A 23476-nucleotide genomic window follows, 5' to 3' on the forward strand; every position below is an offset into this window, starting at 1 on the left:
TTTTGGAAGAAAGAGTTCTCGTAGTCGATGTTGACTGTCTAGGAGAGCTGGCAACCCGCAACGGGTTGCTGGCTCTTCCTTTAGATGAGATAAAGAAGCGAGTCGAGAGATTCGGAAGATTTGTACGTCGCTCTGAAGCCGAAAATGATGAATCGATGAGACAAATCATACCGTACGCGGTCTTCAGGAATCGCGACGAGTATCTTCTCATGAAGAGGACAAAAAAGCAAGGAGAAGCCCGTCTTCATGAACTGTATTCGATAGGAGTTGGTGGACACATAAATTTCGAGGATGGAACGCTTCCATGGGAGGCCTTTGAGAAAGGGTTCCAGCGCGAAATCCGCGAAGAAGTATCCGTGAAAATCCACAGAATGGATTATTTGGGAATCCTTAATGATCTACAGACTGCGGTTAGCAGAGTCCACATTGGTGTAGTCTATATAGCCGAAGTGGATTTCAACGGCTTCAATGAAAAGGAAAAATTCACTGGAGCAATGTCGGAAATAAAGGTTCTTTCAGAATACAGGGAGAGTATGGAAACATGGTCTCAAATCGTTCTGGATCATCTTCTGTAACACTGAAGTGTCCTGCAAAGATAAATCTCTACCTTGCAGTTGGCGGAAGGCGACTCGATGGATTCCACAATATATGCACCCTATTCCAGACAATAGACTTCTATGATGAGTTGATCCTAACAAGAGAAGTCGAAAGAACCTACTTCAAGTGCAACATTCAGCTTGACTGGAGTCAGGACAATACATTGCGAAAAGTGCTTGAGGAAATTGAGAAACGAACAGGGAAGAGAATCGAGATCGGAATTCAGCTAAATAAGCGAATTCCATCAGGCGGGGGACTGGGCGGTGGTAGTTCAGACGCCGCGACGTTACTGAAATATCTGGCAAGGATTCTTGGAATGGAAAACAAGATAGCCATGGAGATAGCCAAAACCGTCGGAAGTGATGTTCCATTTTTTCTCAGAGGCGGGACAGCCATAGCTTCGGGAAGAGGCGAGATTTTGAGTTATCCCGGCGATGTGACGGGCTATTCCGTTGATTTGAGCTTTCCGGATGTGGAGGTCTCGACAGCACTGGCATACAGACTAATAGATGAAGGGGATTTATTTCATTGCACTGATGAGAGAAGGGCCGAGCAATACTATGAAGCCCTGAAAGCTTATGATACCCTTAGGATAAAGAATCTTTCTCTAAATTCATTTCAGAATCCGATCTTCAATCGCTTTGCGGAGATCAGAGAGCATCATTCGAGATCCTCGTTGGAGAAATCAAATGCTGTCGTTACTATGATGACGGGATCAGGATCAACAATCTTCTCACTTTTTCAAGGCAGAATAGGAAAGTACAGGTTCATTAGTTCAGAGGAGCTGAATAAAATATGGTATTCGACGGGTTGACTCTTCAGAGAGTCACTGCAGAGATCTCAGATAGCAGGGGAATGCAGCTGAGACAGCTATATCAAATAGGTAGGACGGAGTTCTTCTTCAAGTTGTCGAAAACCGGTATTGAGGTCTCGATTAACCCATCTTCTCCATACATCGTAAAAGGAAAGAGAGAGCAGAACTCTCCGTCATTGGAAACACCGTTCAGCCTCTTCTTGAGAAGACATCTCAACGGATTCTTCCTAATCAATGTGGAGCAGAAGGGAATGGACAGGATACTTCGACTTGACTTCGAAGGAAGAGACGCTTTTGGAGAGAAAAAGCAATACTCGCTTCTCACAGAGTTCATCGGACCGGGCTCGAACATTATTGTACTGGATGAACAAGACATGATAGTACAGGCTTTTAGAGAGATGGTGACCTCTAAGAGAACCATCGCCAGGGGCTTGAAGTATTACTCACCTGATACCCCCTGCAAATCTCTCAGAGGACTGTCTAGAGAAGAGATATCATCCTATCTACTTGAATCAACCGATATTCTCTCGTCCGCTATCAGAAAGTCATTTACAGGTTTTTCCAGAGCGACGGCCGAGAATATCATCGGCTATCTTCAACTCGAAGATATTCCTCCAGCTATGATAGAAGAGGAAAGACTTACGGAAGCAGCTGAATTCCTGAGTAATCTTTCCAGTAATAGCAGCGACAACCACCTTTTTATACTCGAGGGGGAAGATGGTACTGAGATCTCTCCCATCCCGCTCGACCACAAGAATCATTGCGAGAGAGTTAGAGCATCCGAGGCGATAAAACGCGCCCTCGAATCTGCCGGCATTGAAAATGAGATTGACAGGCGAAAGACTTCCATTGTCAGGAAAATAGAGAAATCCTCTAAACGGGTTGTCAAATTGATTGAAAAGCTGGAGAAGGAGCTGGCCGAACTTGAAAACTACGAAGTGTACAGAAGGTACGGAGAGCTTCTCGTAGCAAACTTATACAGATTGAAAGAGAGACAGGAAAGAGTTGAGCTTGAAGACTGGGAAACCGGTAAGAAAACAACGATTTCTCTCGACAAGAGACTTACGCCCTCAGAAAACGCGCAGCTCTTCTTCAAGTACTTCGACAAATCTCATAGAAAGGAGCTTCATATTAAAAAAAGGCTGAGAGTCCTTCATGAGGAGAGCGAATACTTGGAGCAACTTAAAGAAATGCTTCTTCAAGCCGAATCGATCGACGAAATTCGTGAATTCTCATCTGAACTTGAAGAGGCCGGTATAGTCAGAAAACCGAAGAATGCAAGAGATGGAAGGAAAAAACTTAAGAGATCTGGCCCAAGGATCTTTGAAAGAGACGGTTTCAAATATCTCGTTGGAAGAAATAACGTTGAAAATGATGAAATTAGGAAGAACGCCTCCAGGAATGATATCTGGTTTCACGCCAGAGGTATTCCAGGAGCACATGTTATACTTAAAAGAGCAGGTATGGAGATTTCTACCGATGCCATCCACTTTGGCTCTCTGTTGGCTGCAAAGTATTCTAAAGGCAGGCAATCAGGAAAGGTAGATGTTGTCTATACGGAAGTTCAGAACGTCAGGAAACCAAAAGGAGCAAAGCCAGGAATGGTTCTATATAGAAGCCCGGAAACAATCACAGTAGATCTTACGAAAGAGATGGTAGAAAGAAATTGATAATACTTCCGCCATATATGTTTTTCTTGGGAGGCTTCCTCACTTACGCTTCGATTTTCTTCTCAAGCGCAGAAGTCTCAATGACCATGTCGGTTATTGGAATGACGATAAGTCTCTATATATGGTATATCCTTGCATGGAATCGCGACAGACACCTTAAGAACATGAAACTGAAGGGAATCGTGAAACCAGAGCATGTTATTGAACATAGAATAGCAGGCAATTCTAGATTCTGGGTAGTTCTGTATTCCGCCTGTTACTTGACAATGAACTTCTCAGGTCTATATATTATCAAGGCAATTGTTGAAAACATAGACATTGACTTCAACGCCCCCAGCATGGAAGAATTGACGACGCTGCTTGGCACTGGATATGTTCTTTCAAGTTGGCTTTTTCTCTTGACGGGAATCGCTTCTCTGCTTCTATATGGAAAGCTTATCACAATGCTGTACAACGACGAGATGAAGATACAGTCACTTGAGAGCAAACACAGGAAAATGCCTACGCCGATTGTCAAGCCTTTGTCAATAGTTTTGATGGTCGTTTTCACGCTCATCACGTATGGTCTGTTCAGCTGGTTCATGAGATACAGGCTGGCCGCTATACAAAGATTTCACAGTCAGATTGAGAAGAAGCTCGACGAGCTAGAGGTTTCCTTTAAGGAGAAGGCAACGCAGGAACAACAGCTAGAAGAAGAAAAGAGGCCAAAAACCGCTGGCGAAGAAATCCTCGAGAAATACTCTTCCTGCCTTGCCTCTACCAGTGAGGGTGAACGAAGAAAGGAGATTATCGCTTCTCTATTCAGAGATCTTGGCGATCTGAAATCCGATCAGGCTTTATCTCTGCTCAATAATTTACTTTCGAGACAGCTACTTACGGAAAATGAGTTCAACAGACTCACAAGACTTTTGGTTTAGCAGGAGGAAGGAAATTGATCCGATTTAGAAGTGCAACCATAACTTTGATAATCATAAACGTTATAGTATATCTCTTTGTTATGATCATGGGGCTTTTCAGAGGCCCACAGGGCATAAGTTATCGCGATCTGATAACGGTCTACGGCGGCGTGAGCAGGTTCGCCCTTTCAAACGGCTTGATATATACGCCGCTTACGGCCCTCTTTCTCCATGGGAATCTCATGCATATTCTTTTCAATATGTGGGCTCTTTTCCAGCTAGGTCATGTGGTCGAAGGAGTGTACGGTATGAAGTGGTATCTTTTCTTCTACTTTGCCACAGGAATTAGCGGAAGCCTCAGTGCGGCAGCATTTTCTAACGCATTCACTATCGGCTCAAGCAGCGCTATCTTCGGACTCGTTGGTATCCTTTTCACCCTAGGACTCAAGAATGATACTCCTGTGGCGCTACGATCGATCACTGGGTACTCTCTGCTTCCGATCATATTGATCAACTTGTTTCTCGGTTTTAGCATTCCAGGAATAAGCAATGCAGCTCACATTGGGGGTCTTGTGGCCGGTGCAATCATCGGTTGGTTTGCAAAGCCTGCTTATGCCAGGGTTGCTCGCTCCAGGAAAGTCTTTACTAAGGTGAAGGAAAAGAGCCCTGAAGAAACCTCTAGAGATATTCTGGTGAAGTACATTCCTGTACTGAACGCCCTAAAGGACGACAGATCGGAGGAAAGAACAGTAAGAGTAGCTCAGCTCAGAAGCGAACTGAGCAGCTTAAGAGATCAAGAGATAGCCTCGAAAGTACTATGGGAACTATATAAACGAGATCTGATTTCGCAGGAAGAATTTGAGAGGCTTAGAAAATTCTTATGATACAATTAGAGCCCCTTTCGGGGCTCTAATTATTCTATGAAATCACCGTCAACTGGCATTTTTGCATCTATGAAGTCTTCTACAAAGAGCACTCTGGGAGCATCGATCCCGTTGAAGTTGGTTGCGTATTCGGTCGTATAAGCACCCGCATTGATAAAATACATGATATCTCCGTAGCCTAAATTTTTCGGCAAGTCAATTTCATGGTAGATCGTGTCAACAGAATCACATGTGGGCCCCGCAAGATGAAAAGAGATCTTTGTGTCATCTACCTTTCCTTCGGTAAGGACCTCGTATCTGAACCCTTCGATTGTCTCAGTGAGGCCGTGAAAGACGCCTGCATCTATGTAGACCCAGTTTTCGTTGCCCTTCTTGCTTCTGAGAATTACCTGGCTCACGAGAATTGCTGAATTACCAACCATTGATCTTCCTGGCTCTATGAAAAGCTCCAGATTTGGAACCGAAGACAAATACTTGTCCAGTGCTTTGTTAATAGTATCACCATATGCCTTGACAGACTTGATTTCTCTGACGTGTTTAACCGGCATACCTCCACCAAGGTTCAGCATCCTAAGGTTGATACCCCTGGAGCGCAGAATCTTGAAAACCTCCGCGGCATCACTTATCGCATCGTCCCAGCTATTGACGTTGTAATTCTGAGAACCAACATGGAAACTTACTCCGTATGCGTCAAGGCCAAGCTGATCTGCATATTCCATTATTGATATGACATGATTTACATCGGTTCCAAACTTTCTGGAGAGAGGCCAGTCACAATCGCCACCGCTGGTAGCAATTCTCCCGTATACTTTGCTTCCGGGAGCGTGAGCGGCTATTTTCTCAACTTCCATTTCCGAGTCGACAGCGTAGTAGTCTATTCCAACGGAATAAGCGTATGCAATATCTTCAACTTTCTTGATAGTGTTTCCAAAACTCATTCTCTCTGGACCAATTCCTAACGAAAGGAGTCTCTCAATCTCACCGCGCGAAGCTACGTCGAAATTACTGCCGAGGTCCCGAAGAGTCTCGATAATCCTGGGGTGCGAGTTCGCTTTAACCGCGTAAAACACCTGAACATTCCTAACATGGCTTACAATGTCGAAGTAATTGCTTCTAACGTAATCCATATCCATTATCAAGAATGGTGTCTTCACTTCTCTTGCGGCCTTTCTTACCTCAGGGGTAATGTGCACTACGGCATCCCTCCTATAAAATAATCAAGTTATTGTAGCATCGATACTATGAAGGAATGCCAAAGACAAAATGTCATTTATAGTTTAATAAAGTTACAAAACTATATCACCCAATATTAGCCGCTTTCAGCTTTCGATGAGGAGTCTGCAAGTTTTTTCGAGAAATTCCCGATCGAGATCATCGAAACTATTTTGAAAATGACTGTCAATATCCAGTTCACCTATTACCGTTTCTCCTGCAAAAAGGGGAAGAACTATCTCTGATTTCGTTCTCGCGCTGCAAGACAGGTAGTTGGATTCTTTGGAGACGTCAGGAACGAGGAAAACCCTCTTAGTCTCTGCCGCCTGGCCACATATACCACTTCCGAAGTCGATCTTAACGTGTTCGGTAGGTTCGCCAACATAAGGACCAAGAACCAGGGAGTCTTTCTCAACAAGATAGAATCCAGTCCAGTTATAATAATCGACATATTTATGGAGCAGCTTCGAGACAATCGTTAGCTTTTCTTCCAGAGAATGTCCAAGTATCTTCTTCTCGATGCACTCGAATATCCTCTCGAGCCTTTCTGCCTTTTCTGAACCGTGCATGTAATGGCGAACATTTATGCTTGAATACTCGATAAAGTCATCAAGAGCATTTAAAACCACACTCAGGAAATCTCTTATAGTTTTCTCTTTCCAGCAGTAAAGAAGATCTATCATTACTACATTTCCCTTTGACGTTGGAATAATTAGATGTTGTTGTCTTCCAAGAGCACCCAGTATGTGGATCACGAAGTCTTCCCTTTCCAGGTGAAGTTGTGAGGACATCCTTCCCAGTTCTTTGAGAACCCTTGTCTTTTCGATTGGACCGTTGATTTCCCAATAGTGAGAAAGCCTGTCTACTTCTCTCCTTTCAAGTCCATCCAATGCTTGAGCCAGTAATGTTTCGCCAAGGTTGTTTTTGAACATGTATTCTTCGAGAACTCTTGGATGTCTTTCTCTATAAAACACCCAGAAATCGTTCCATTTCTCTTTCGGATAGTTTAGAATACCGAAGAAATCGTGTGTAAAATCCCTGAAGATACTCCTCATCTTGCTACTTTCCTCCTACACCAAGCAATACATATGCATCATAATTAGATTGATAGAATCTATTCTTCGACAGGGAATCTATTAGCGAGTAGTAATACTCAAGCCCTCCGAAGCTAGAAGTAATCATGACAACAGGTCTGTGATAAGCATGGGCTTTCGAGAAAAGCTCTCTGATCTCAGATGCTCTCGAGTTAATGAAGAGATAAGTGTCCCGCTTCTCAATCCCCGAGATATCAGGAACGAGACCCGTTGCTTCAACCTTTACTCCAGCTAGCGAAGACCACTGACCCTTTATTATCTCGGCAAAATCACCGAATTTTACGCTAAAGTCGGGAATGTTGTTCACTACGAGGATCTTTGGAGAAGCGGCCCCAGTCCTAACAGGTTCTGGTTCATCCTCGCCCGGTCCAGAAGGAATTATTCGGCCGTCATCATCAACATAGTAGTCTATTTGTGTGAAACTTATAGCTCTTTGCCCGGTGAAAAATCCAACTGCCAAATCTGTCAGAGACTTTTTATCTATACTGATATCAGTTCTTTCAATCACAAAGTCTATCATCTCGATTATTTTCGATGGTCCCGCCTTAATCAGGTTTTGGACAAATTGCTCGACAACTTGCTTCTGCCTTTCAATTCGACCTAGGTCTCCCGAATCCGCCTGCCTGTAGCGAAGGAATTTGAGCAAATCCTCCCCTTCAAGAAAATGAATGCCGGGTTCAAAGTGAATGTGAAGTCCTTGTTGAAAATCATCGTGGTGCATAAGAGAGGAAACTTCCACGCGAATGGGGCCGGAGAACTTTGTTGCTTCAGTTACTGTGTTGAAATCTATAACAACTGAACCGGTGATTTTTCTCTCTACAAGTTTCTCAACTTCTTGAATGAGTACCTCCATTCCAAAAGAGTTATACAGAGAGTTAATCTTTCTTCTTTCTGACTTGTAGGTAATGATCGTGTCTCTTGGGATGCTTTTCAGCAATAGCACACCTGAAGATCCGAAGTATGCAACCGAAATGTAATCAGTTCTTCCACCGACAGCATCTTTCGAACTTCCACCGGTATCAATCCCGACTATCAGGAAAGTCTCTCCCGCAAGATCCCTTCCCAACATAGAACCATAAGCTTCCTTGAACATAAGAAAGATCAAGAAGAAGAAAAGAATAACCTGAAAGATCACCAGGACAACCAAAGAGAGGTGAACGGATTTCATCAGTTTGAAAGTGCTCTCTTGACGCTATCCAGAGAATCAGGTTTGAGATAGAGACGGCTTACGCTTTCTCCTCCAACCCCTATAGAGATCTTCAAAGGAAACTGAGTCGACGTCTCCAGTTGATAGGCCATTCTCGATGAGTTTCCTAGTCTCTCGAGAAGCACAGCAATTGCCCTGGGAGTCATAGTAGAAGAACCATCGTACTCCTTGAAGGTCTCTGCATAGCCAGCTATCTTCCAGTAATCTAATATTTTGAAGCCCCTCAGTGCCATGCCATCTATGAGCTGAACAGGATTCAAAGCATCAACACCGAGTTTGGAGGTAAGCGTATCGATAAGCTCGGGAGATAGGCTGGCAAAATACGAGAAATCGCCCTTAATGCCAAGCCAACTATGAATTATCTCGATGGCTGACGCTCCCGTTTTGGGATCGAGAACTTCTTGCGAATTCTCAATAGTGGCATAGACAGGGAAAGTTACCACTGAAGTTCTGCCTCCAGCAGTAGTTCTCAAGTAGTAGTAAAGAGAATCGGCACCCTCCTGCCAGTAGAAGAGATAGTCTACATTTCCCGCCTTCATTTCATCACTGTTTTTCACACCGTTGATTGTGAAATATACGTAACCTGCACCAGCTGCAACGACTACTATGATAACAAGAATCAGCCACAACAACTTTGGACCACGTCGTCTCTTTGGTTTAATTAGAGACATGATTGGCACCTCCAAGCAATTCATTCCACGTCCATACAGTCTCGGGAAGCAAAAGACTGCCCGTAGTAACGGCCCATGCTATCTTCAATCTTATCACGTCAGCAAATGATTTTTCTAGATCCAGCTCAGCCGCTTTTCGAATCTGAAGGGCTTCTGGAAAGGCTCTACCTTCCTCGCCAATATCCGAAATCATAAGTATTTTTCCTAGAAGAGTCATACCCGGGATTCCACTTACATGCCAGTACAAAGCCTGGAAAATATCTTCTTCTATACCGTGCTCTTCTCTCAGGTAACAGGCAGCAATTTTGCCATGCAGAAGAACCGGAGCAGTTCTCTCGATCTCCGTGGTTTCTATTCCAAAGAAAATTGACAAGCGTATTAGCTCATCTTCATCACGATCTCGAAAGATATCATGCGAAACAGCAACTAAACCTGCCTTTGAAGAATCAACACCATGAATTCTGCTCAGCTTCCTTGCGAGTCTTTCTACTCCAAAAACGTGCTTCAGTCTCTCTTCGGAGCACATTTTTCTTGCTTCGTCTCGAACAACTTCAGTTAGCGTATCGTACTCTATATTCAATCTCTACCTCCGCTGTCTCACCTGGTTTGACTGAGATTGAGGCAGACCAAATCCCTGACTCCTTGACGTGCTCGAATTCTCCCTCGAAATTTGTGAGAAGCTGATCAGCGTTTTGACCAAGATAGTCCTCGATTTCCACATCTACTGCTTCCTCAGAAAGGTTTCTCAAACAATAAGTGTTCTTGTAGTACCTGTAATTTGAATCAACCTTCGTTGTAACAGAGCTCCTTCTGCCAGTAATTTCGATCGATCTCGCGATGCTTTGCAGGGTAACGCTTTCCCCTGCAGCTATATTGCTTATTCCAGCAGATCCAATATATACAGAATCATTCCAGATCTCTATGATTCCAGATGGGAGATCAATCGGGACTTTATCCAAAGATACGTCTATATCGACACCGGAGAAGCCGCTTCCACCTCTGTTGGCTCTGAAGACGAGTCTCTTCTTACCAGCGAACACCTCGGACAGGAAGGCAATATGGTTGGTTCCACGTTTCAAAGGGACGGAAATCTCGTAGAGCCTCGTTTCCGCATCGGAAGTAGAAGGAGACACTGAGTAAGATTCATTGGCCGACTTAAATGCCATGTCCCTCGTCGTGTAGCCGTAGTTTGGATTAGAAGAAACCAGCGTTACATTACCTTCAGTATCAAACTCTAAGTAGATAACCATAAGACCGGTAATCAAGAAATTCTCAAGTGATAGAGAGTACTTCACCGTCCAGCTGTTGTTTCTCATTTGGTATGCAAAGGATGACTGCCCGCTGAAACTTTCGGGAGCGGTTAACAGAAAGCGACCATTAGGATTGAATTCTCCGGTAAAAACGGGAGAACCCTTTGGATTCACAATAATCTCTCCGTAAGAATTTCTGAAGACAGGAAGCGCTGAGACAACCTCTAGCATTTCAACTCTTCCATCGTCAAAAAAATACTTGATTTGCTTTCCGATGTTCTTCTCATATAGTGACTGAACACTATCACCGGGAATGAAGTTGATGAGCGTGCTTTTCGGCACATCCAGCACCGAAAGAGTATCGGGTGAAACCTGGATCCCAAATGGCACTTCCATGACGGCTACTCCTTCCTCGAATGTCAGCTCCCCCGTCAAAATCGAGAATCCGTTGAAGATATACAGATGTTCAGAAAACGAAACAACCCCCAAGAAAACAAGTATTGTTAAAGTGATTATCTTTCTCATTTTTCACCTCCACTTTTCACCAAATCTCTCCATTCTCTCCGATGATCTCGATTCCATTCCAGATAATGCGCTGCCAAACCGACTGAAGGAGTGAATCTAATTCACCCCTCTCTTTTGTAACGATACTTACCGTTACTTCCGCCTCCTGCTTAGAATCATGTTTCCCAGTTTCGACGACGGAAGCGTTGAAGTTCTTTCTGAGATCGCTGATAAGAGGTTTAATCACCGCACGCTTCTCCTTCAAAGAACTGATCCCATATAGCCGTAATAGATAAGTCATATAGCCCACATGCATTTCTTCCTCCAGGTTTCTGAAGTCTCAAATCTATGACATTCATCGCTCAACTACTGTTCAAAGAAAAGCGGGGAAAATCCCCCGCTTGACTACTGTTCAAGATCTCACTTCTGCTGCTCTTCCAGTTCTCTCTGCCTTTCAACAATGATCTTCTGCTGTACATCAGGCGGCGTCTCCTGATAGGAATTGAATTTCATGGTAAAGTATCCACGGCCGCTCGTAATTGAGCTGAGCTTATTTGCAAAGTCTAGCATTTCGGCGAGAGGAACCTGGGCAACTACCTTTGAAGTACCCTTCCCTTGAGGCTCCATGCCCATCGGTCTGCCCCTTCTAGAAGTTATCTCGCCCATTATATCCCCTGTTGCTTCTTCGGGAACGAAGACATCGACGTCCATCAAAGGTTCAAGAATGACCGGGTTTGCTTCTGCCATTCCGTTCTTGAAAGCCTGTCTTGCAGCTATCTGAAATGACATATCCGAAGAATCAACGTCGTGGTATGATCCGTAGAAAAGGGTTACTTTTGCGTCGACAACGGGGTAGGAAGCGAGAACACCCTTCTTCATAGCTTCCACAACGCCCTTCTCGACAGCTGGGATATAGTTCTTTGGAACGACACCCCCAACGATTTTGTCTATGAACTCAAAGCCTCCGCCGCGTTCATTTGGCTCAATCTTTATCTGAACGTGTCCATACTGGCCATGTCCCCCGGTCTGTTTCTTGTGCTTGTATTCAGCTTCGACAACCTTCCTGACAGTCTCTCTGTATGCAATCTTTGGTTTTCCAACTTCGACATCTACCGAGAATAGTTTCTTAAGCCTCTCTATCATTATTTCAAGATGCACAGAACCAAGACCGCTGATAACCGTTTCATTGGTTTCAGGATCATTTTCCCACTTAAAAGTCGGGTCGGATTCAGCCAGTCTTGCTAGACCTCCGCTTATCTTATCTATGTCTCCCTTTGATTTCGGCTGAATCGACTTTGAAATCATCGGTTCAGGCATCAAAGGAAGCTCCAGCGTCAGCTGTCTATCCCTGTGAGCCACAGTGTTTCCTGCGGCGCTTTTTTTAAGTTTGCTCAGCTTGACTATATCTCCAATGGTTGCTTCATCTACCTCAATTTCCTTCGTGCCCTCTGGTAACATAACGTGGCCAACCTTTTCAGAGGAATCCTGATCGACAACATAGAAAGAATCCCCCTGCTTCAAAGTTCCAGAGAGTATCTTCATGAAAGTCAGCTTCCCAACGAATGGGTCAACGACAGACTTAAAGATGTAAGCCACAAGAGGTTCCTCTTCGGTGGGTCTGACTTCAATTTCTTCTCCAGACAGAAGTTTGGCTGGCTTCGGAGAAGTCTCAGAAGGTTTTTTGCCTACTTCAATCACGAAGTCTAGAAGCTGCTGTATCCCGATATTCTTGGCAGCCGAACCTAGAAGGACCGGTATTACTTCATTCGCCAGGTAGGCCTTCCTGAAGGCTGAAAGTAGTTCTTCTATCGAGAGTTCTTCTCCCTCGAGATACTTCATCATCAGTTCCTCGTCATTCTGTACGATATCCTCAATCATCTTTGTTCTTGCCTCTGCGGCAGAAGATTGCAGATCTGCGGGGATATCTTCTTCCCTGCATATTCCTCCGTCTTCAAGAACAAATGCCTTCATCTTCACAAGATCTACTAGACCTCTGAAGTCATTTTCCCGTCCTATCGGTAGCTGAACAAGGACAGGCGTTCTTTCAAAAGTGTCTGCAATGTCGGCAAGAGTTTCTTCGTAGCCGGATCTTTCCTTGTCCATCATGTTGAAGAACGCGATTATTCCTTTTCCAAGCTCTTTTGCGATTGTCCCAAACCTCTCGGTCTGTATCTCTAGCCCGGCTGTGGAGTTTATGACAGCAACAATGTTCTCTGACGCAAAGATTCCGTTTGCAGTCTCAGCATAGAAATCCGACATACCAGGGGTATCGATCACATAGATTCTGCTGTCGTTATGGGGTAAACTTGTGACTCCCATGGAAAAGCTTGCTTTCTTCTCTTTTTCAACTTCTTCAGAATCAGTTGCCAGGATGCCTATTCGATCGATTAACTTTGCGTTGAAAAGCATCGCATCAACAATTTGAGTTTTACCAGACCCGTGGTGCCCAATGAGTGTAATGTCTCTTTTGGCATCGATCGGAATCTTGTCCATATCTGACCACCTCCAAATCTATTTCAGTCTATTTACGCGACCCAGTTATGATTACGGGGAGAGAAGGCACTCCTGAAGAAGGTGAGTTAATTATTTCACCATTCACAGACATAACAGAAGACTTCCCACCATCCAAACACATCAAGGAACGGAATCCCTTGTCTTTGAAAAATTCTATCATCTCTTTGAAAGTTAAGCCATAGCTGGTCTGCTGGTAACCATCGATCACTATGAAAACAACTTCCTCTGTCATTTTCACACCAACAAGTGTTCTTGGAGCTCTGACATCAAGGAGCGATGCAGAATAATAGTTTCTCTCGTAATCAGTGACCGGTTTTCCGTCATGTATGATCATCGGTCCACCTTCGACGGCTCCCGTTATCTTCTCGCCATAGGAATTCAGAAGTTCCAGCGCAACTGATCCACCCACTGAGGTTGAATCAGATATCTTCTGAAGCGATGAAGGCGAAAGAACCAGCACATCAGAACCCTTCTCCACTCTCGAGATATAACCCTTGCTGATTATCTTACCGTCTTTTATTTCGAGGTAAGTGAAGTCGTCAAATTCGGGGATACTGTTACGGTATTCGTCGGTGTACAAAACCGCTTCGCCTCTGTACGGAGAATTTACTCCCGTGATCTGAACGAAACGGTCATCGAATCTTGCCATATAGATTATGTCCATCCTGGAAACATGGACGTTGCCATCTTCAGTGAAGTAGACTGCGGGCCTGTCAAGAGTAGGGAGTCCGAGGACTTCTTCATCTCTCACAAGAAGGCCGATAGGGAGATTCTGATTTTGATCGAAATAGCCTCCGTTTATCATTATCTGCGCACCGCTTTTTCTGAGAGTGTCAGTTGCCTTTTCCAGTCCTGAAACTCCATCATTTGCAAGCTCAATTCCGTAAGAGAATTTTGCACTATTCATCTCGAGGAAGGACATTGTGAACTTCTGACCACCTGCATAGGATTCGAATATGTTTAGGTCGAAATCAAAACTGGTTTCTTGCTGTATAGTCCTTCCCATTCCACTCTTTCCCCTAAGAATCAACGTTCTGCCTTTTATCTCATACTCGACGTCAGGCCACGGCTTTTCAGCAGATATCTTCACGAAACCCCTTCCCGTCGTTACAGTCATCCCATCATATGCTAGAAATGGATCAATCCTCGCAGGTCTTAAAGTCACGGCCAGCGAACCGCTTCCGGTCCACCATATCGTGAAGAAATCCGGAAGTACATCTCTGTCTAGTGTTACCGATATTGAATCCGGCCGATTCTCAATACTCTTTATAGTCAAAGGCTGAGCATAGAGTATCAGCGCCTCGCTTTCGCTGAAAAAGGACTTATCGGTTATTGCTGCAAGCAATTCTGCGTTGATGTGGACCTTGTCGTCTTTTATGATCAGTGAGTTTTCGAATTCGCTCCCGAACTCAACTGTAGCCCTCTGATTCTCATGGGAGAGAGAAACAATTATCCCTGAAGGAAGAATCATTATTGTCTCTTCTTGACGAAGAGACTGAGAAACAACTACACCCCTTATTAGCTCTCCGATTATTTCCAGCTTTACGAAATCCATAGACCGCTCAGTAACTACTGCATCAGTAAATACCCTCGTCTGTCCTCTTTCGTCGAGATAAATCAGATTCTTTGCTGATGAAACCAACGAAAGAAACAGGAAACAAATAACGAAAATTCGCCTCATGGAATGCACTCCTTAAAGCACTTCGTAGACTATCGGGGGAGGTGCGGGCTTCTGTTCTGAAAGCACAAAGCTCTTTTTAATCGCTTCGATCTCCTTCTCAATCTTATTCTCATTATTAGCATGAATTATGGCGATAGGCTCACCTTCTTGGACTCTATCTCCAATCTTCTTCAAGACCTCCAACCCCACGGCCGGATCCACGACATCTTCCTTTCTCTCTCTTCCTGCACCCAGCCTCATACAGACAAGCCCTATTGACTCAGCATCGACAGACCTCACATACCCACTGGAACTAGATCTGACTTCCTTCACAAAAGCGGCTCTTTCGAAATATGTGTCATACTGCTCCGAAAAACCTTCAGGCCCTCCTTGAGCACTGACAAACTCATCGAACTTGCTTATCGCTTCTCCAGAAACTATTAGATTGTCGACAATCTCTTCGGCATCCTTTTCATTTGCTACGCCCCCAATTACTAACATCTGACTCGCAATAATTCTGCAAAGGTAACTGAAGTCATCGGGACCGGTTCCCTTAAGTGTCTCTATGGCTTCAACGACTTCCAAAGCGTTACCGACAGCAATTCCCAGAGGCTGATTCATGTCGCTTATCACAGCCTTTGTCGTCCTCCCCTTCCTCTTTCCAATATCGATCATAGCAACTGCAAGTTCTCTTGCTTCCTCAAGTTCCTTCATGAAGGCGCCAGTCCCAATCTTGACATCGAGTAGTATTCCGTCTGAATCAACTGCGAGTTTCTTGCTCATTATACTTGAGGCGATAAGTGAAATCTCATCAACTGTCGCAGTTACGTCTCTCAAGGCGTACAGTTTCTTATCCGCTACCGCGACCTGCGCAGTCTGACCGGCCAGTGCTATTCCAATCCTCTCGGACTGTTGCATGAACTCCTCAATACTCAGTGAGGTCACAAACCCGGGAATCGACTCAAGTTTATCGATGGTTCCCCCAGTATGACCCAGACCCCTTCCAGATAATTTTGCGAAGACTAGGCCTGCAGCTGCAACAATGGGTCCAACAACCAGCGTGACTTTGTCTCCCACACCTCCAGTAGAGTGTTTATCTACTTTCGTGCCATTAATTGATGAAAGTCGAATCTTCTCTCCAGAATCAATCATTATATCTGTCAAATAGAATCTCTCTTCTGAATTAAGGTGGTTGAAATACACTGCCATTAACCATGCTGCCATCTGATAATCGGGCACATCGCCCCTAACAAAGCCTTTTATAAGGAAATAGAGCTCTTCCTTTGAGTTCGGGAGACCGTTTCGCTTCTTCATGATTATGTCATATGTCCTCATTCAAACACCTTCTTAAGTGGCAACCTAACTTTCAGAATTGTTCCGGTTCCATATTCACTATCAATGGAAATTGTGCCTCCATGCTTCTCGACGATGAACCGCGTGATTGCCAGTCCCAAGCCAGTACCACCCATCTTTCTAGATCGTGCCTTATCCACTCTATAGAAGCGCTCGAAAATGTGCTTCAAAGAATCTTCAGGTATCCCGACTCCAGTGTCTTCTACTTCTATCATCGCATAGTTGTTCTGCGCATAAGCTCTCAGCCAGATTTCTCTCGGCCCGTGTTCCTTTGCAGAAGTATACTTAACGGCGTTGTCAATCAGATTTAGAAGAAGCTGTACGAGTCTGTCAAAATCGCCCTCTACAAAGATTCCCTCTTCCATGTCAACGTTGACAGAGACATCTTTCTCGCTCGCGAGCGGTTCAACAATCCTCATAACGTATTTGACGACTTCTCCAAGTTCGACATCTTCCTTACTGAAAGGGGCTTCACCGGATTCAAGCTTCTCGAGATCAAGCAAGTCGTTGATCAATCTCGTCATTCTGGCAGATTCGTTTTCAATAATTGAGAGAAACCTGTAGACCGTCTCTTTGTCTTCGAGATCATCTTCAGCAAGTGTTTCAGCATATCCATGAATTGATGTCAGTGGTGTCCTCAGTTCGTGAGAAACGTTGGCAACAAAGTCTCTTCTCATTGCCTCGACTTCCTTTTCTTTAGTTATGTCTCGCAAAAGTATGAGGTATCTAACGTCGTTCTTGAGAGGCACTCTCATTATTTTGCACTCTCTTATCGTTCTCTTGGGATAGTAGATAGTTATCTCGGATTCCTGACTTTCCTGAGTTCTAACCGAGTCTTCAAACAGATCACCGACGTAGTAGTTGTCTATCCCTTCGCTTATTTTTCTTCCAACTATCTGCTTACTTGACAACTCTTGTGCGGCTTTATTTGCGTATTCTATCTTTCCATCCTCTGCTACTATCAAGAAAGCATCGCTCAGATTATCGAAAATCGTGACGAGATACTCGATTCTGGCGTTAAGAGAGGACATGTCCTCTTTGATTCTCGAGACCAGCTGCTGAACCTTCTTATAGATGAAGATAAACTCGGCGCTTCTTGGAACTTCAACGAGGTCCGCGAAGCGCCTTTTGGCGGCTTCTAATCTCTCATTTTTCTGTCTTTCGTGTCTGAACAGAATCGCAAAGAGAAAAGCTATCACCGCAACAGTAGCGAGGACAGCATAAAGCAACGAATCAGTCTTCCTTTCCGGGATCCCTAAACTTGTAACCTTTGCCCCTAACAGTAATAATATACTTCGGATTAGAAGCGTCTTCTTCGATCTTCGTTCTCAATCTTCTTATATGTACGTCAACAGTCCTGGTGTCGCCGTAGTAATCGTATCCCCAGAGCTTGTCGAGAAGAACATCCCGACTGAATACTTTTCCCTCGTTTTCGGCTAAGAACCTCAGAAGCTCGAATTCCAAGGGAGTGAGACTGACCATTCTGTTCCTGACTCTCACTTCATACTTCTCGGTATCGATCTCAAAATCCCTGGCAAGTATCTTCTTTGGCCTTTCCTCTTTTGCCTGAGCGCTCTGCTGAATTCTTCTAAAGACTGCTCTAATTCTGGCTAACACTTCTCTTACACTAAATGGTTTAGTGATGTAATCATCTGCCCCAAGCTCAAGCCCCAACACCTTGTCGAATTCTTCACTCTTAGCACTCAAAAATATTACAGGTGTCTGTCTGAACTTTTCAGTAGCTCTTAGATTTCTGACGAGTTCGAATCCATCCATTCCAGGAAGCATAATATCGACGATAAACATGTCTGTTTCGTTATCTTCGGCGATCTTCAATGCTTCTTCGGCATCATAGGCTTTAAGTACATCGTAGCCCTCCTTTTTAAGATTGAAAGTAAGGAGTTCCACGATCGAAGGCTCATCGTCAACGACCAGAATACTCTTCTTTGCCATGCTTATTCCACTCCTTCCGTTTCGAATTCACTTCCTCTGCATATTTGTTCAGAATAGGTGTTGGATCAACTCCACGTTCTACGTATCCAAGTAATTCTCCAGATCTTTCTTTATCGATATTGGCGAGGGCAAATTGAAGTTGCGACTCTCTAAGGCTCTCGAAATCAATTTTTATTCCCTCTAATACCAATTCCGATCTAATCTTCCTTTCATACTTTCTAAGATTTCCTATTGGCTCCATTGGCATCCCTTCAAATGGAGTTCCCGGTTTCGGAATCAAAGGATTGAGACTCAAAATAACATTTGCATATCCCATGCCTAGAGCCTTTTTGGCTGTTTTCACTATCTCCCGCCTGTCTTCAGGGTCTTCAAATGCTGCACCAAAAATGTAGTACATCTTCACCCTCCGGAAACCGTTCTCCCTTCCAAGTTCAAGTGCCTTCAGAATATCTCTGTCGCTTATCCCCTTTGCAAAAGCATCCCTCATTCTCTGACTACCTCCTTCAGGGGCAATTGTAAATGAGCTCTGTTTAGAGAGTCTAAGCGCCTTCAGTAGAGTGCTTGAAAGAGAATCCAGCCTGAGTGAAGAAACGGACAGCTCATAACCTTTTTCTATGCAGTGTTCGGCTACTTCCTCAATATTCGGATAGTCTGTAACCGTCGCTGCCACAAGGCCAAATCTCTTCGTTATTGGAGAAACGGAATCCATGAGCTCAATGGTATCCTTCAATCCTCTAAACCTTGGCCTACCGAATCTGTGTCCTGCTACACAGAACTTGCACTTTCTGTAGCACCCTCTGCCGATTTCGATTAGGTAACGATCTCCAAACACAGAATTTGGACTAATGAAGACACTTTCTCCAAGAGAATTGGAGAAGGCCGGTTCCACTCGTTTTGTAGTCAAAGTAGCGACAGTCTCTTCTCTGCTCATTCGATGGTCAACAGAAGAGAGACAATTGAGGAACTCTTCGCTCAAATCACCTTTGTGGACAACATCTCCAACTTCGGCGAGTAGGGCGTTACTGAAGTAAGTCATAGCTCCGCCAATAACGACGACTGGGTGAAAACTGTTCCTTTCCTCTTTCTTGAGGGGAATGGAGAACCTATTAAGAATGTCAAAGACGTTTAGCAAATCAAGTTCATAATGCACCGAAAAAGACCATATCCTGAATTCATCGAGGGGCGTAAGTGAATCAAAAGAATAATACTTTGAAAAACCTCTACTGTAAAAAAATCTTTCCGCTCTCACACTGCCTACTTCATTGAACTTCTTTAACAACACATGCGTTGACAAACTTGCGCTTCCCACTTCATAAGAGTTTGGATAAATGAGTGCTACTCTCACATCCCCGAAACTCTCCATATCTTGAATAAATCGTTCTTTAGATCTTAGATTAGAAACTAATTCGTACTCGTCCCAGCTTCTTTTGTCTCTCGGTCTACGCACCAAACACTCTCCTGAGAGAGTCAGCAGAGATGAATTTCCGCGAGAACTCAAAAAAACCTGCTTCCGAACCAAGTTGGTCTACCGACCCCGAAAATCGGACCTCGGCATTGTCAGAAACGGATTCAATCTTTATATGTATTACCAGCTCCTCATCCATCAGTAGAGGAGAATGATGCCTAATAAAACTCTCAGATACAACCGAGACAAGTGACTCTGATTCAAAGTCGGCTATCATCTTGTGACCGCAATTATGAACAATCTTCATAAGGCCGCTTGTTGAGAGGAGGTTCAGCAGTTCGAAGTCGTAGCGCTCTGACCATCTCAACGATACATCGGTTAGAGTCACTGTATCGGTGTGTTCCTTGCCTATCAAAGACTTCAACTGCTCGAAATCTAGCATTCCGCAACCACCCCTATTTTTTGGTGATCTCAGTTTCTTCCGCATTTGCTCCAGGTGCAATATCTACCGCTTCAAGGTCATCTTTATAATAGTTGCCGGCTTTCAGCCCCAGAATCTCTGCAAGTTCTCTACCGGAGATAGTCTCCTTCTGGAGAAGGAAATCAGCTGCTTCATCGAGTTTTTTCCTGTGATCGGAGAGAACTCTCTTCGCCTTTTCATAACAAGTAAGAACTATTGACTTTACCTCAGAATCGATTTCGCTGGCAATCTCCTCAGAGTAATTCTTCATTCTGGTTAGTTCTCTTCCAAGAAAAACCTCCTCTTCTTCCTTGCCCCAGGCAATTGGTCCCAATCTCTCACTCATTCCGAATTGGGTGACCATGCTTCTTGCCATGGCACTTGCCCTTTCAAGATCACTTGCAGCTCCAGTCGTTATTTCACCAAATACAAGATCCTCGGCGGCTCTGCCTCCCAGTGCTTGAGCCATGTTATCCAGGAGTTCAGACTTTGTAATAAGGTACCTGTCCTCCAAAGGAAGGCTCTCCGTGAAGCCCAGCGTTGAAGTCCCACGAGGAATAATCGTCACCTTGTGGACTGGAAATGCCTTTGGAAGTATCAATCCAACCACAGCGTGACCAAGCTCATGATAGGCAAGTATCTTTTTCTCTCTATCACTTATTATTCTTGACCTTTTCGCCGGACCTGCGAGAACTCTGTCGATAGCTTCTTCGAGTTCAGTCATTCCTATCATCTTTTTCTTCTTTCTGGCCGATAGAATCGCTGCCTCGTTAATCAGATTCTCAAGATCAGCTCCTACAAATCCAGGCGTCCTCCTGCCCAAAAGCTGTACATCTACTTCGGGATCTATTGGTTTTCCACGCATGTGAATTTTGAGAATCTCCGATCTTCCCTTCAAATCAGGCGGATCCACGGAGATTTTCTTGTCAAATCTTCCGGGTCTTAACAAAGCCTTGTCAAGAATATCGGGTCTATTTGTTGCAGCGATTACTATTACATCAGTCTTTGCATCAAACCCGTCCATTTCGACAAGGATCTGATTCAGTGTTTGCTCCCTCTCGTCGTGGCCGCCACCAAGTCCGGCTCCTCTATGCCTTCCTACGGCATCGATTTCATCGATAAAGAGAATAGCAGGTGCCGCGGACTTAGCCTGGGTGAACAGATCTCTAACTCTTGCAGCTCCAACTCCAACAAAAAGCTCCACAAAATCCGAACCGCTTATGAAGAAAAAGGGAACGCCTGCTTCGCCCGCAACTGCCCTTGCAAGCAGCGTCTTTCCAGTTCCAGGAGGACCGATAAGCAACAGTCCTTTCGGCATTCTTGCACCTGTATCTGCAAAAATAGTCGGATCCTTCAGATAGCTCACTATATCAGCCAGTTCTTGCTGTGCTTCTTCCACTCCCGCGACATCTTTGAAGGTCACTTTTTTGTCTGTGCCGACGTATTTCTTCGCAGGGCTCTTAGTGAAGGTGAAAGCCTGAGAGTTTCTTCCTGACATTGATCTCATAAGGAAGAACCAGATGAAAATAATTATCCCCAAAGGAATTATAGTACCTAGCAGGTTGACCCAGAAGAGAGAGTCACTACCTCGTTCGAATGTTATGTTTACTCCCCTTTCAGCTAGACGGTCTATGTGATTCTGGAACGTCTGGGTTACAAGAGTCTGAGAAGGGACATAAGTCTCAAGAGATCTTCTCGGATTATCTCCGGTTATGTACATGACCTTCCCGTTGTCATAAATAGCTATATCTATAATGTTATTGAAGTCATCTAGGAACTTCGTGTAAGGAACTACAACACTTGTCTCAGAAGGATATAGGCCCCTGAGAGCAATCAGCAGAAAAATGCCCAAAACAACGTAAAACAAGATCATTCCAATCCTGGGCTTCTGATCCACAAAACTACCTCCTTTCAAGGCAAAAAGCCACAATATCAAGACTGGAGGGGCCAACTCTACAAAGCTCGCTCGTGATAACACCTGGAATCCAAAGGATCTCTCCAGAAGCGTTTTCAAGAACCAGAATCTTACTTGAGAAGCCCTTCAAACCTTTCTCTGAAAGCACATCAACCGCTTTCTTCTTTCTCTTCATTCCGAACGGAATGACTGTATCTCCCTCATTCAGTGTTCTCAACCTCATCGGTAACACGACCCTGTTAGCGGAACATACACTGTAAAAAGCTCCGTCCAGTTTCTTAAATTCCTCTCTCGGCTCCTTCGAAAGTTGCTCCAGCGTAATCTGCCATTTTTCATACGAACAGGCAAAAGGCAAAAACTCAATGGCTTTTTCCTCCAACCCACGCATTACCAGTTCCCCCACATGGAAGAAGACATACTTTCCAATTCTCGAAGCCTTCACATCCTTCCTAAACTCTATAGTCCATCTTCCTTTGGTAGAGATAAGAAGATTGTAAAAAGCTATGACACGTTCTCGAGAAGGCGGATAACTGTCGGAACTCAAGTCTGCAACTATTTCTCTTGCCATCTCGAGAACAACGGCTTTTTCGACGCTAATAAGCTTCGAACTTTCTATGAAATGCACATCGTCTACAAGTTCAAACTGGTTGAGAATCACTTCAACCTTCGCATGGATGAGTTCATATCCGTCGTAAATGTTTTCAAAGAACCGCCATATGGCTTCATTGAGGGCCGGATTCATCTTTTTCAAATCGGGGATGACTCGTAAACGAACGTAATTGCGCTCAAAATCATCCTCAGAGTTGCTTTGATCCTCCATGAATGTTACCCTGTTAATTGTAACATAATCTATAATACGTTGCATGTCGCTGAACAGCAAAGGTCTGATCAAATCACCACTGAATGGGCGCAGTCCTATGACGCCTTTCATACCCGTTCCCCTCGCTAACCTCAGCAGAATATTCTCAACTAGATCGTCACGATTATGACCTATAGCTATCAGGTCGGCTTCGACCGCAGATTTCACATCTCTTAAAAAACCGTATCTAACCTCTCTCGCAGCCGACTCAATAGATAGGCCGCGTTTTTTCTTCATGAAATCCCTTACATCACGTTTCTCGTGGAAGAAAGGCACAGATCTCTCTTGACAAAAATCTTCAATCATCCTCGCCTCTTCAGCAGGACCTTTTTTTCGAAGGCCATGATCTAGATTAGCTACGAAAAGCTCTATCCCCAACTCTGTTTTCAGATTAATCAGGATATTTAGGAGTGCCATCGAGTCTTTCCCGCCCGAGACAGCAACCAGTATCTTCTGATCCCTTTTGATTAAGTGCCATTTCTCTATGAAATTTAGGACTTCAAACTCAAATTGATCCATTTCTTTCACCACCAATAATAATGCGCCCACTAAGGGCGC

General features: G+C 44.3%; 21 protein-coding genes. 5 read left to right on the plus strand and 16 right to left on the minus strand.

Features of this window, described 5'->3' with window-relative positions:
• Positions 1 to 2 precede the first annotated feature (2 nt).
• Genes B3K42_RS02215 through B3K42_RS02235 form a run of 5 tightly spaced genes read left to right on the plus strand, consistent with a single transcriptional unit; the run spans position 3 to position 4861 of the window.
• A complete protein-coding gene (locus B3K42_RS02215) occupies positions 3 to 575 on the plus strand; it encodes an NUDIX domain-containing protein (protein ID WP_110989882.1) in 573 nt (190 codons plus the stop codon).
• The gene (gene ispE, locus B3K42_RS02220; protein WP_110989881.1) at positions 542 to 1411 is read left to right on the plus strand and encodes a 4-(cytidine 5'-diphospho)-2-C-methyl-D-erythritol kinase; all 870 of its coding nucleotides are present in this window, start codon (positions 542 to 544) and stop codon (positions 1409 to 1411) included. Before B3K42_RS02215 ends, ispE begins: the two co-directional genes overlap by 34 nt.
• Positions 1393 to 3081 (plus strand): Rqc2 family fibronectin-binding protein, encoded by a 1689-nt coding sequence (locus B3K42_RS02225; RefSeq protein ID WP_110989880.1) that lies wholly within the window; start codon positions 1393 to 1395, stop codon positions 3079 to 3081. The genes ispE and B3K42_RS02225 overlap by 19 nt, the downstream gene beginning before the upstream one ends.
• Positions 3078 to 3998 (plus strand): hypothetical protein, encoded by a 921-nt coding sequence (locus tag B3K42_RS02230; RefSeq protein WP_110989879.1) that lies wholly within the window; start codon positions 3078 to 3080, stop codon positions 3996 to 3998. The genes B3K42_RS02225 and B3K42_RS02230 overlap by 4 nt, the downstream gene beginning before the upstream one ends.
• A gap of 14 nt (positions 3999 to 4012) precedes the next feature.
• The gene (locus B3K42_RS02235; RefSeq protein ID WP_110989878.1) at positions 4013 to 4861 is read left to right on the plus strand and encodes a rhomboid family intramembrane serine protease; all 849 of its coding nucleotides are present in this window, start codon (positions 4013 to 4015) and stop codon (positions 4859 to 4861) included.
• 29 nt (positions 4862 to 4890) lie between these two features.
• Here B3K42_RS02235 and B3K42_RS02240 read toward each other — a convergent pair whose 3' ends face one another.
• The 16 genes from B3K42_RS02240 to tilS all read right to left on the minus strand — a co-directional run bounded on the left by B3K42_RS02240 (position 4891) and on the right by tilS (position 23437).
• Complete coding sequence (locus B3K42_RS02240; protein ID WP_110989877.1) at positions 4891 to 6054, minus strand: type III PLP-dependent enzyme; 1164 nt, start codon at positions 6052 to 6054, stop codon at positions 4891 to 4893.
• A 126-nt stretch (positions 6055 to 6180) separates the two neighbouring features.
• Positions 6181 to 7128: a GAF domain-containing protein gene (locus B3K42_RS02245; protein WP_110989876.1), complete on the minus strand. Its 948-nt coding sequence runs from the start codon at positions 7126 to 7128 to the stop codon at positions 6181 to 6183.
• Positions 7129 to 7132: 4 nt separating this feature from the next.
• Entirely contained in the window at positions 7133 to 8335 is a 1203-nt protein-coding gene (locus B3K42_RS02250) for an LCP family protein (protein ID WP_110989875.1), read from the minus strand.
• Positions 8335 to 9045: a hypothetical protein gene (locus B3K42_RS02255; RefSeq protein ID WP_258367122.1), complete on the minus strand. Its 711-nt coding sequence runs from the start codon at positions 9043 to 9045 to the stop codon at positions 8335 to 8337. Before B3K42_RS02255 ends, B3K42_RS02250 begins: the two co-directional genes overlap by 1 nt.
• A complete protein-coding gene (yqeK, locus tag B3K42_RS02260; protein ID WP_110989873.1) occupies positions 9032 to 9625 on the minus strand; it encodes a bis(5'-nucleosyl)-tetraphosphatase (symmetrical) YqeK in 594 nt (197 codons plus the stop codon). Before yqeK ends, B3K42_RS02255 begins: the two co-directional genes overlap by 14 nt.
• Positions 9597 to 10820: a hypothetical protein gene (locus tag B3K42_RS02265; protein WP_110989872.1), complete on the minus strand. Its 1224-nt coding sequence runs from the start codon at positions 10818 to 10820 to the stop codon at positions 9597 to 9599. Before B3K42_RS02265 ends, yqeK begins: the two co-directional genes overlap by 29 nt.
• Positions 10821 to 10836: 16 nt before the next feature.
• A complete protein-coding gene (locus B3K42_RS02270) occupies positions 10837 to 11115 on the minus strand; it encodes a DUF503 domain-containing protein (RefSeq protein WP_110989871.1) in 279 nt (92 codons plus the stop codon).
• Positions 11116 to 11219: 104 nt separating this feature from the next.
• Positions 11220 to 13292, minus strand: a complete 2073-nt coding sequence (gene fusA / locus B3K42_RS02275) for an elongation factor G (protein WP_110989870.1) — start codon at positions 13290 to 13292, stop codon at positions 11220 to 11222.
• A 28-nt stretch (positions 13293 to 13320) separates the two neighbouring features.
• Complete coding sequence (locus tag B3K42_RS02280; protein WP_110989869.1) at positions 13321 to 14994, minus strand: phosphodiester glycosidase family protein; 1674 nt, start codon at positions 14992 to 14994, stop codon at positions 13321 to 13323.
• 12 nt (positions 14995 to 15006) lie between these two features.
• Positions 15007 to 16308 (minus strand): thymidine phosphorylase, encoded by a 1302-nt coding sequence (locus tag B3K42_RS02285; protein ID WP_110989868.1) that lies wholly within the window; start codon positions 16306 to 16308, stop codon positions 15007 to 15009.
• Positions 16305 to 17555 (minus strand): sensor histidine kinase, encoded by a 1251-nt coding sequence (locus tag B3K42_RS02290; RefSeq protein ID WP_110989867.1) that lies wholly within the window; start codon positions 17553 to 17555, stop codon positions 16305 to 16307. Before B3K42_RS02290 ends, B3K42_RS02285 begins: the two co-directional genes overlap by 4 nt.
• Positions 17556 to 17559: 4 nt before the next feature.
• Positions 17560 to 18279, minus strand: a complete 720-nt coding sequence (locus B3K42_RS02295; protein WP_110989866.1) for a response regulator transcription factor — start codon at positions 18277 to 18279, stop codon at positions 17560 to 17562.
• Entirely contained in the window at positions 18251 to 19726 is a 1476-nt protein-coding gene (locus tag B3K42_RS02300; protein WP_110989865.1) for a B12-binding domain-containing radical SAM protein, read from the minus strand. The genes B3K42_RS02295 and B3K42_RS02300 overlap by 29 nt, the downstream gene beginning before the upstream one ends.
• Entirely contained in the window at positions 19719 to 20126 is a 408-nt protein-coding gene (locus B3K42_RS02305; RefSeq protein ID WP_110989864.1) for a thioesterase family protein, read from the minus strand. The genes B3K42_RS02300 and B3K42_RS02305 overlap by 8 nt, the downstream gene beginning before the upstream one ends.
• Positions 20127 to 20139: 13 nt before the next feature.
• Positions 20140 to 22041 carry an ATP-dependent zinc metalloprotease FtsH gene (gene ftsH, locus B3K42_RS02310; protein WP_110989863.1) on the minus strand — a complete coding sequence of 634 codons (1902 nt, stop codon included), beginning with the start codon at positions 22039 to 22041 and terminating at the stop codon, positions 20140 to 20142.
• 4 nt (positions 22042 to 22045) lie between these two features.
• Positions 22046 to 23437, minus strand: coding sequence for a tRNA lysidine(34) synthetase TilS (tilS, locus tag B3K42_RS02315; RefSeq protein ID WP_110989862.1), 1392 nt, complete (start codon positions 23435 to 23437; stop codon positions 22046 to 22048).
• Between the last annotated feature and the right edge of the window lie 39 nt (positions 23438 to 23476).

Source organism: Mesotoga sp. UBA6090 (assembly GCF_002435945.1).
Taxonomy (GTDB): domain Bacteria; phylum Thermotogota; class Thermotogae; order Petrotogales; family Kosmotogaceae; genus Mesotoga.

What these genes read in the sequence shown, in the direction of transcription:
- B3K42_RS02305 (WP_110989864.1), bottom strand. Translation starts at nt 20,126, where the DNA reads ATGCTAGATTTCGAGCAGTTGAAGTCTTTGATAGGCAAGGAACACACC.
- B3K42_RS02295 (WP_110989866.1), bottom strand. Translation starts at nt 18,279, where the DNA reads ATGGCAAAGAAGAGTATTCTGGTCGTTGACGATGAGCCTTCGATCGTG.
- B3K42_RS02250 (WP_110989875.1), bottom strand. Translation starts at nt 8,335, where the DNA reads ATGAAATCCGTTCACCTCTCTTTGGTTGTCCTGGTGATCTTTCAGGTT.
- ispE (WP_110989881.1), top strand. Translation starts at nt 542, where the DNA reads ATGGTCTCAAATCGTTCTGGATCATCTTCTGTAACACTGAAGTGTCCT.
- tilS (WP_110989862.1), bottom strand. Translation starts at nt 23,437, where the DNA reads ATGGATCAATTTGAGTTTGAAGTCCTAAATTTCATAGAGAAATGGCAC.
- B3K42_RS02265 (WP_110989872.1), bottom strand. Translation starts at nt 10,820, where the DNA reads ATGAGAAAGATAATCACTTTAACAATACTTGTTTTCTTGGGGGTTGTT.
- B3K42_RS02255 (WP_258367122.1), bottom strand. Translation starts at nt 9,045, where the DNA reads ATGTCTCTAATTAAACCAAAGAGACGACGTGGTCCAAAGTTGTTGTGG.
- B3K42_RS02285 (WP_110989868.1), bottom strand. Translation starts at nt 16,308, where the DNA reads ATGAGGACATATGACATAATCATGAAGAAGCGAAACGGTCTCCCGAAC.
- fusA (WP_110989870.1), bottom strand. Translation starts at nt 13,292, where the DNA reads ATGGACAAGATTCCGATCGATGCCAAAAGAGACATTACACTCATTGGG.
- B3K42_RS02225 (WP_110989880.1), top strand. Translation starts at nt 1,393, where the DNA reads ATGGTATTCGACGGGTTGACTCTTCAGAGAGTCACTGCAGAGATCTCA.
- B3K42_RS02270 (WP_110989871.1), bottom strand. Translation starts at nt 11,115, where the DNA reads ATGCATGTGGGCTATATGACTTATCTATTACGGCTATATGGGATCAGT.
- B3K42_RS02280 (WP_110989869.1), bottom strand. Translation starts at nt 14,994, where the DNA reads ATGAGGCGAATTTTCGTTATTTGTTTCCTGTTTCTTTCGTTGGTTTCA.
- B3K42_RS02245 (WP_110989876.1), bottom strand. Translation starts at nt 7,128, where the DNA reads ATGAGGAGTATCTTCAGGGATTTTACACACGATTTCTTCGGTATTCTA.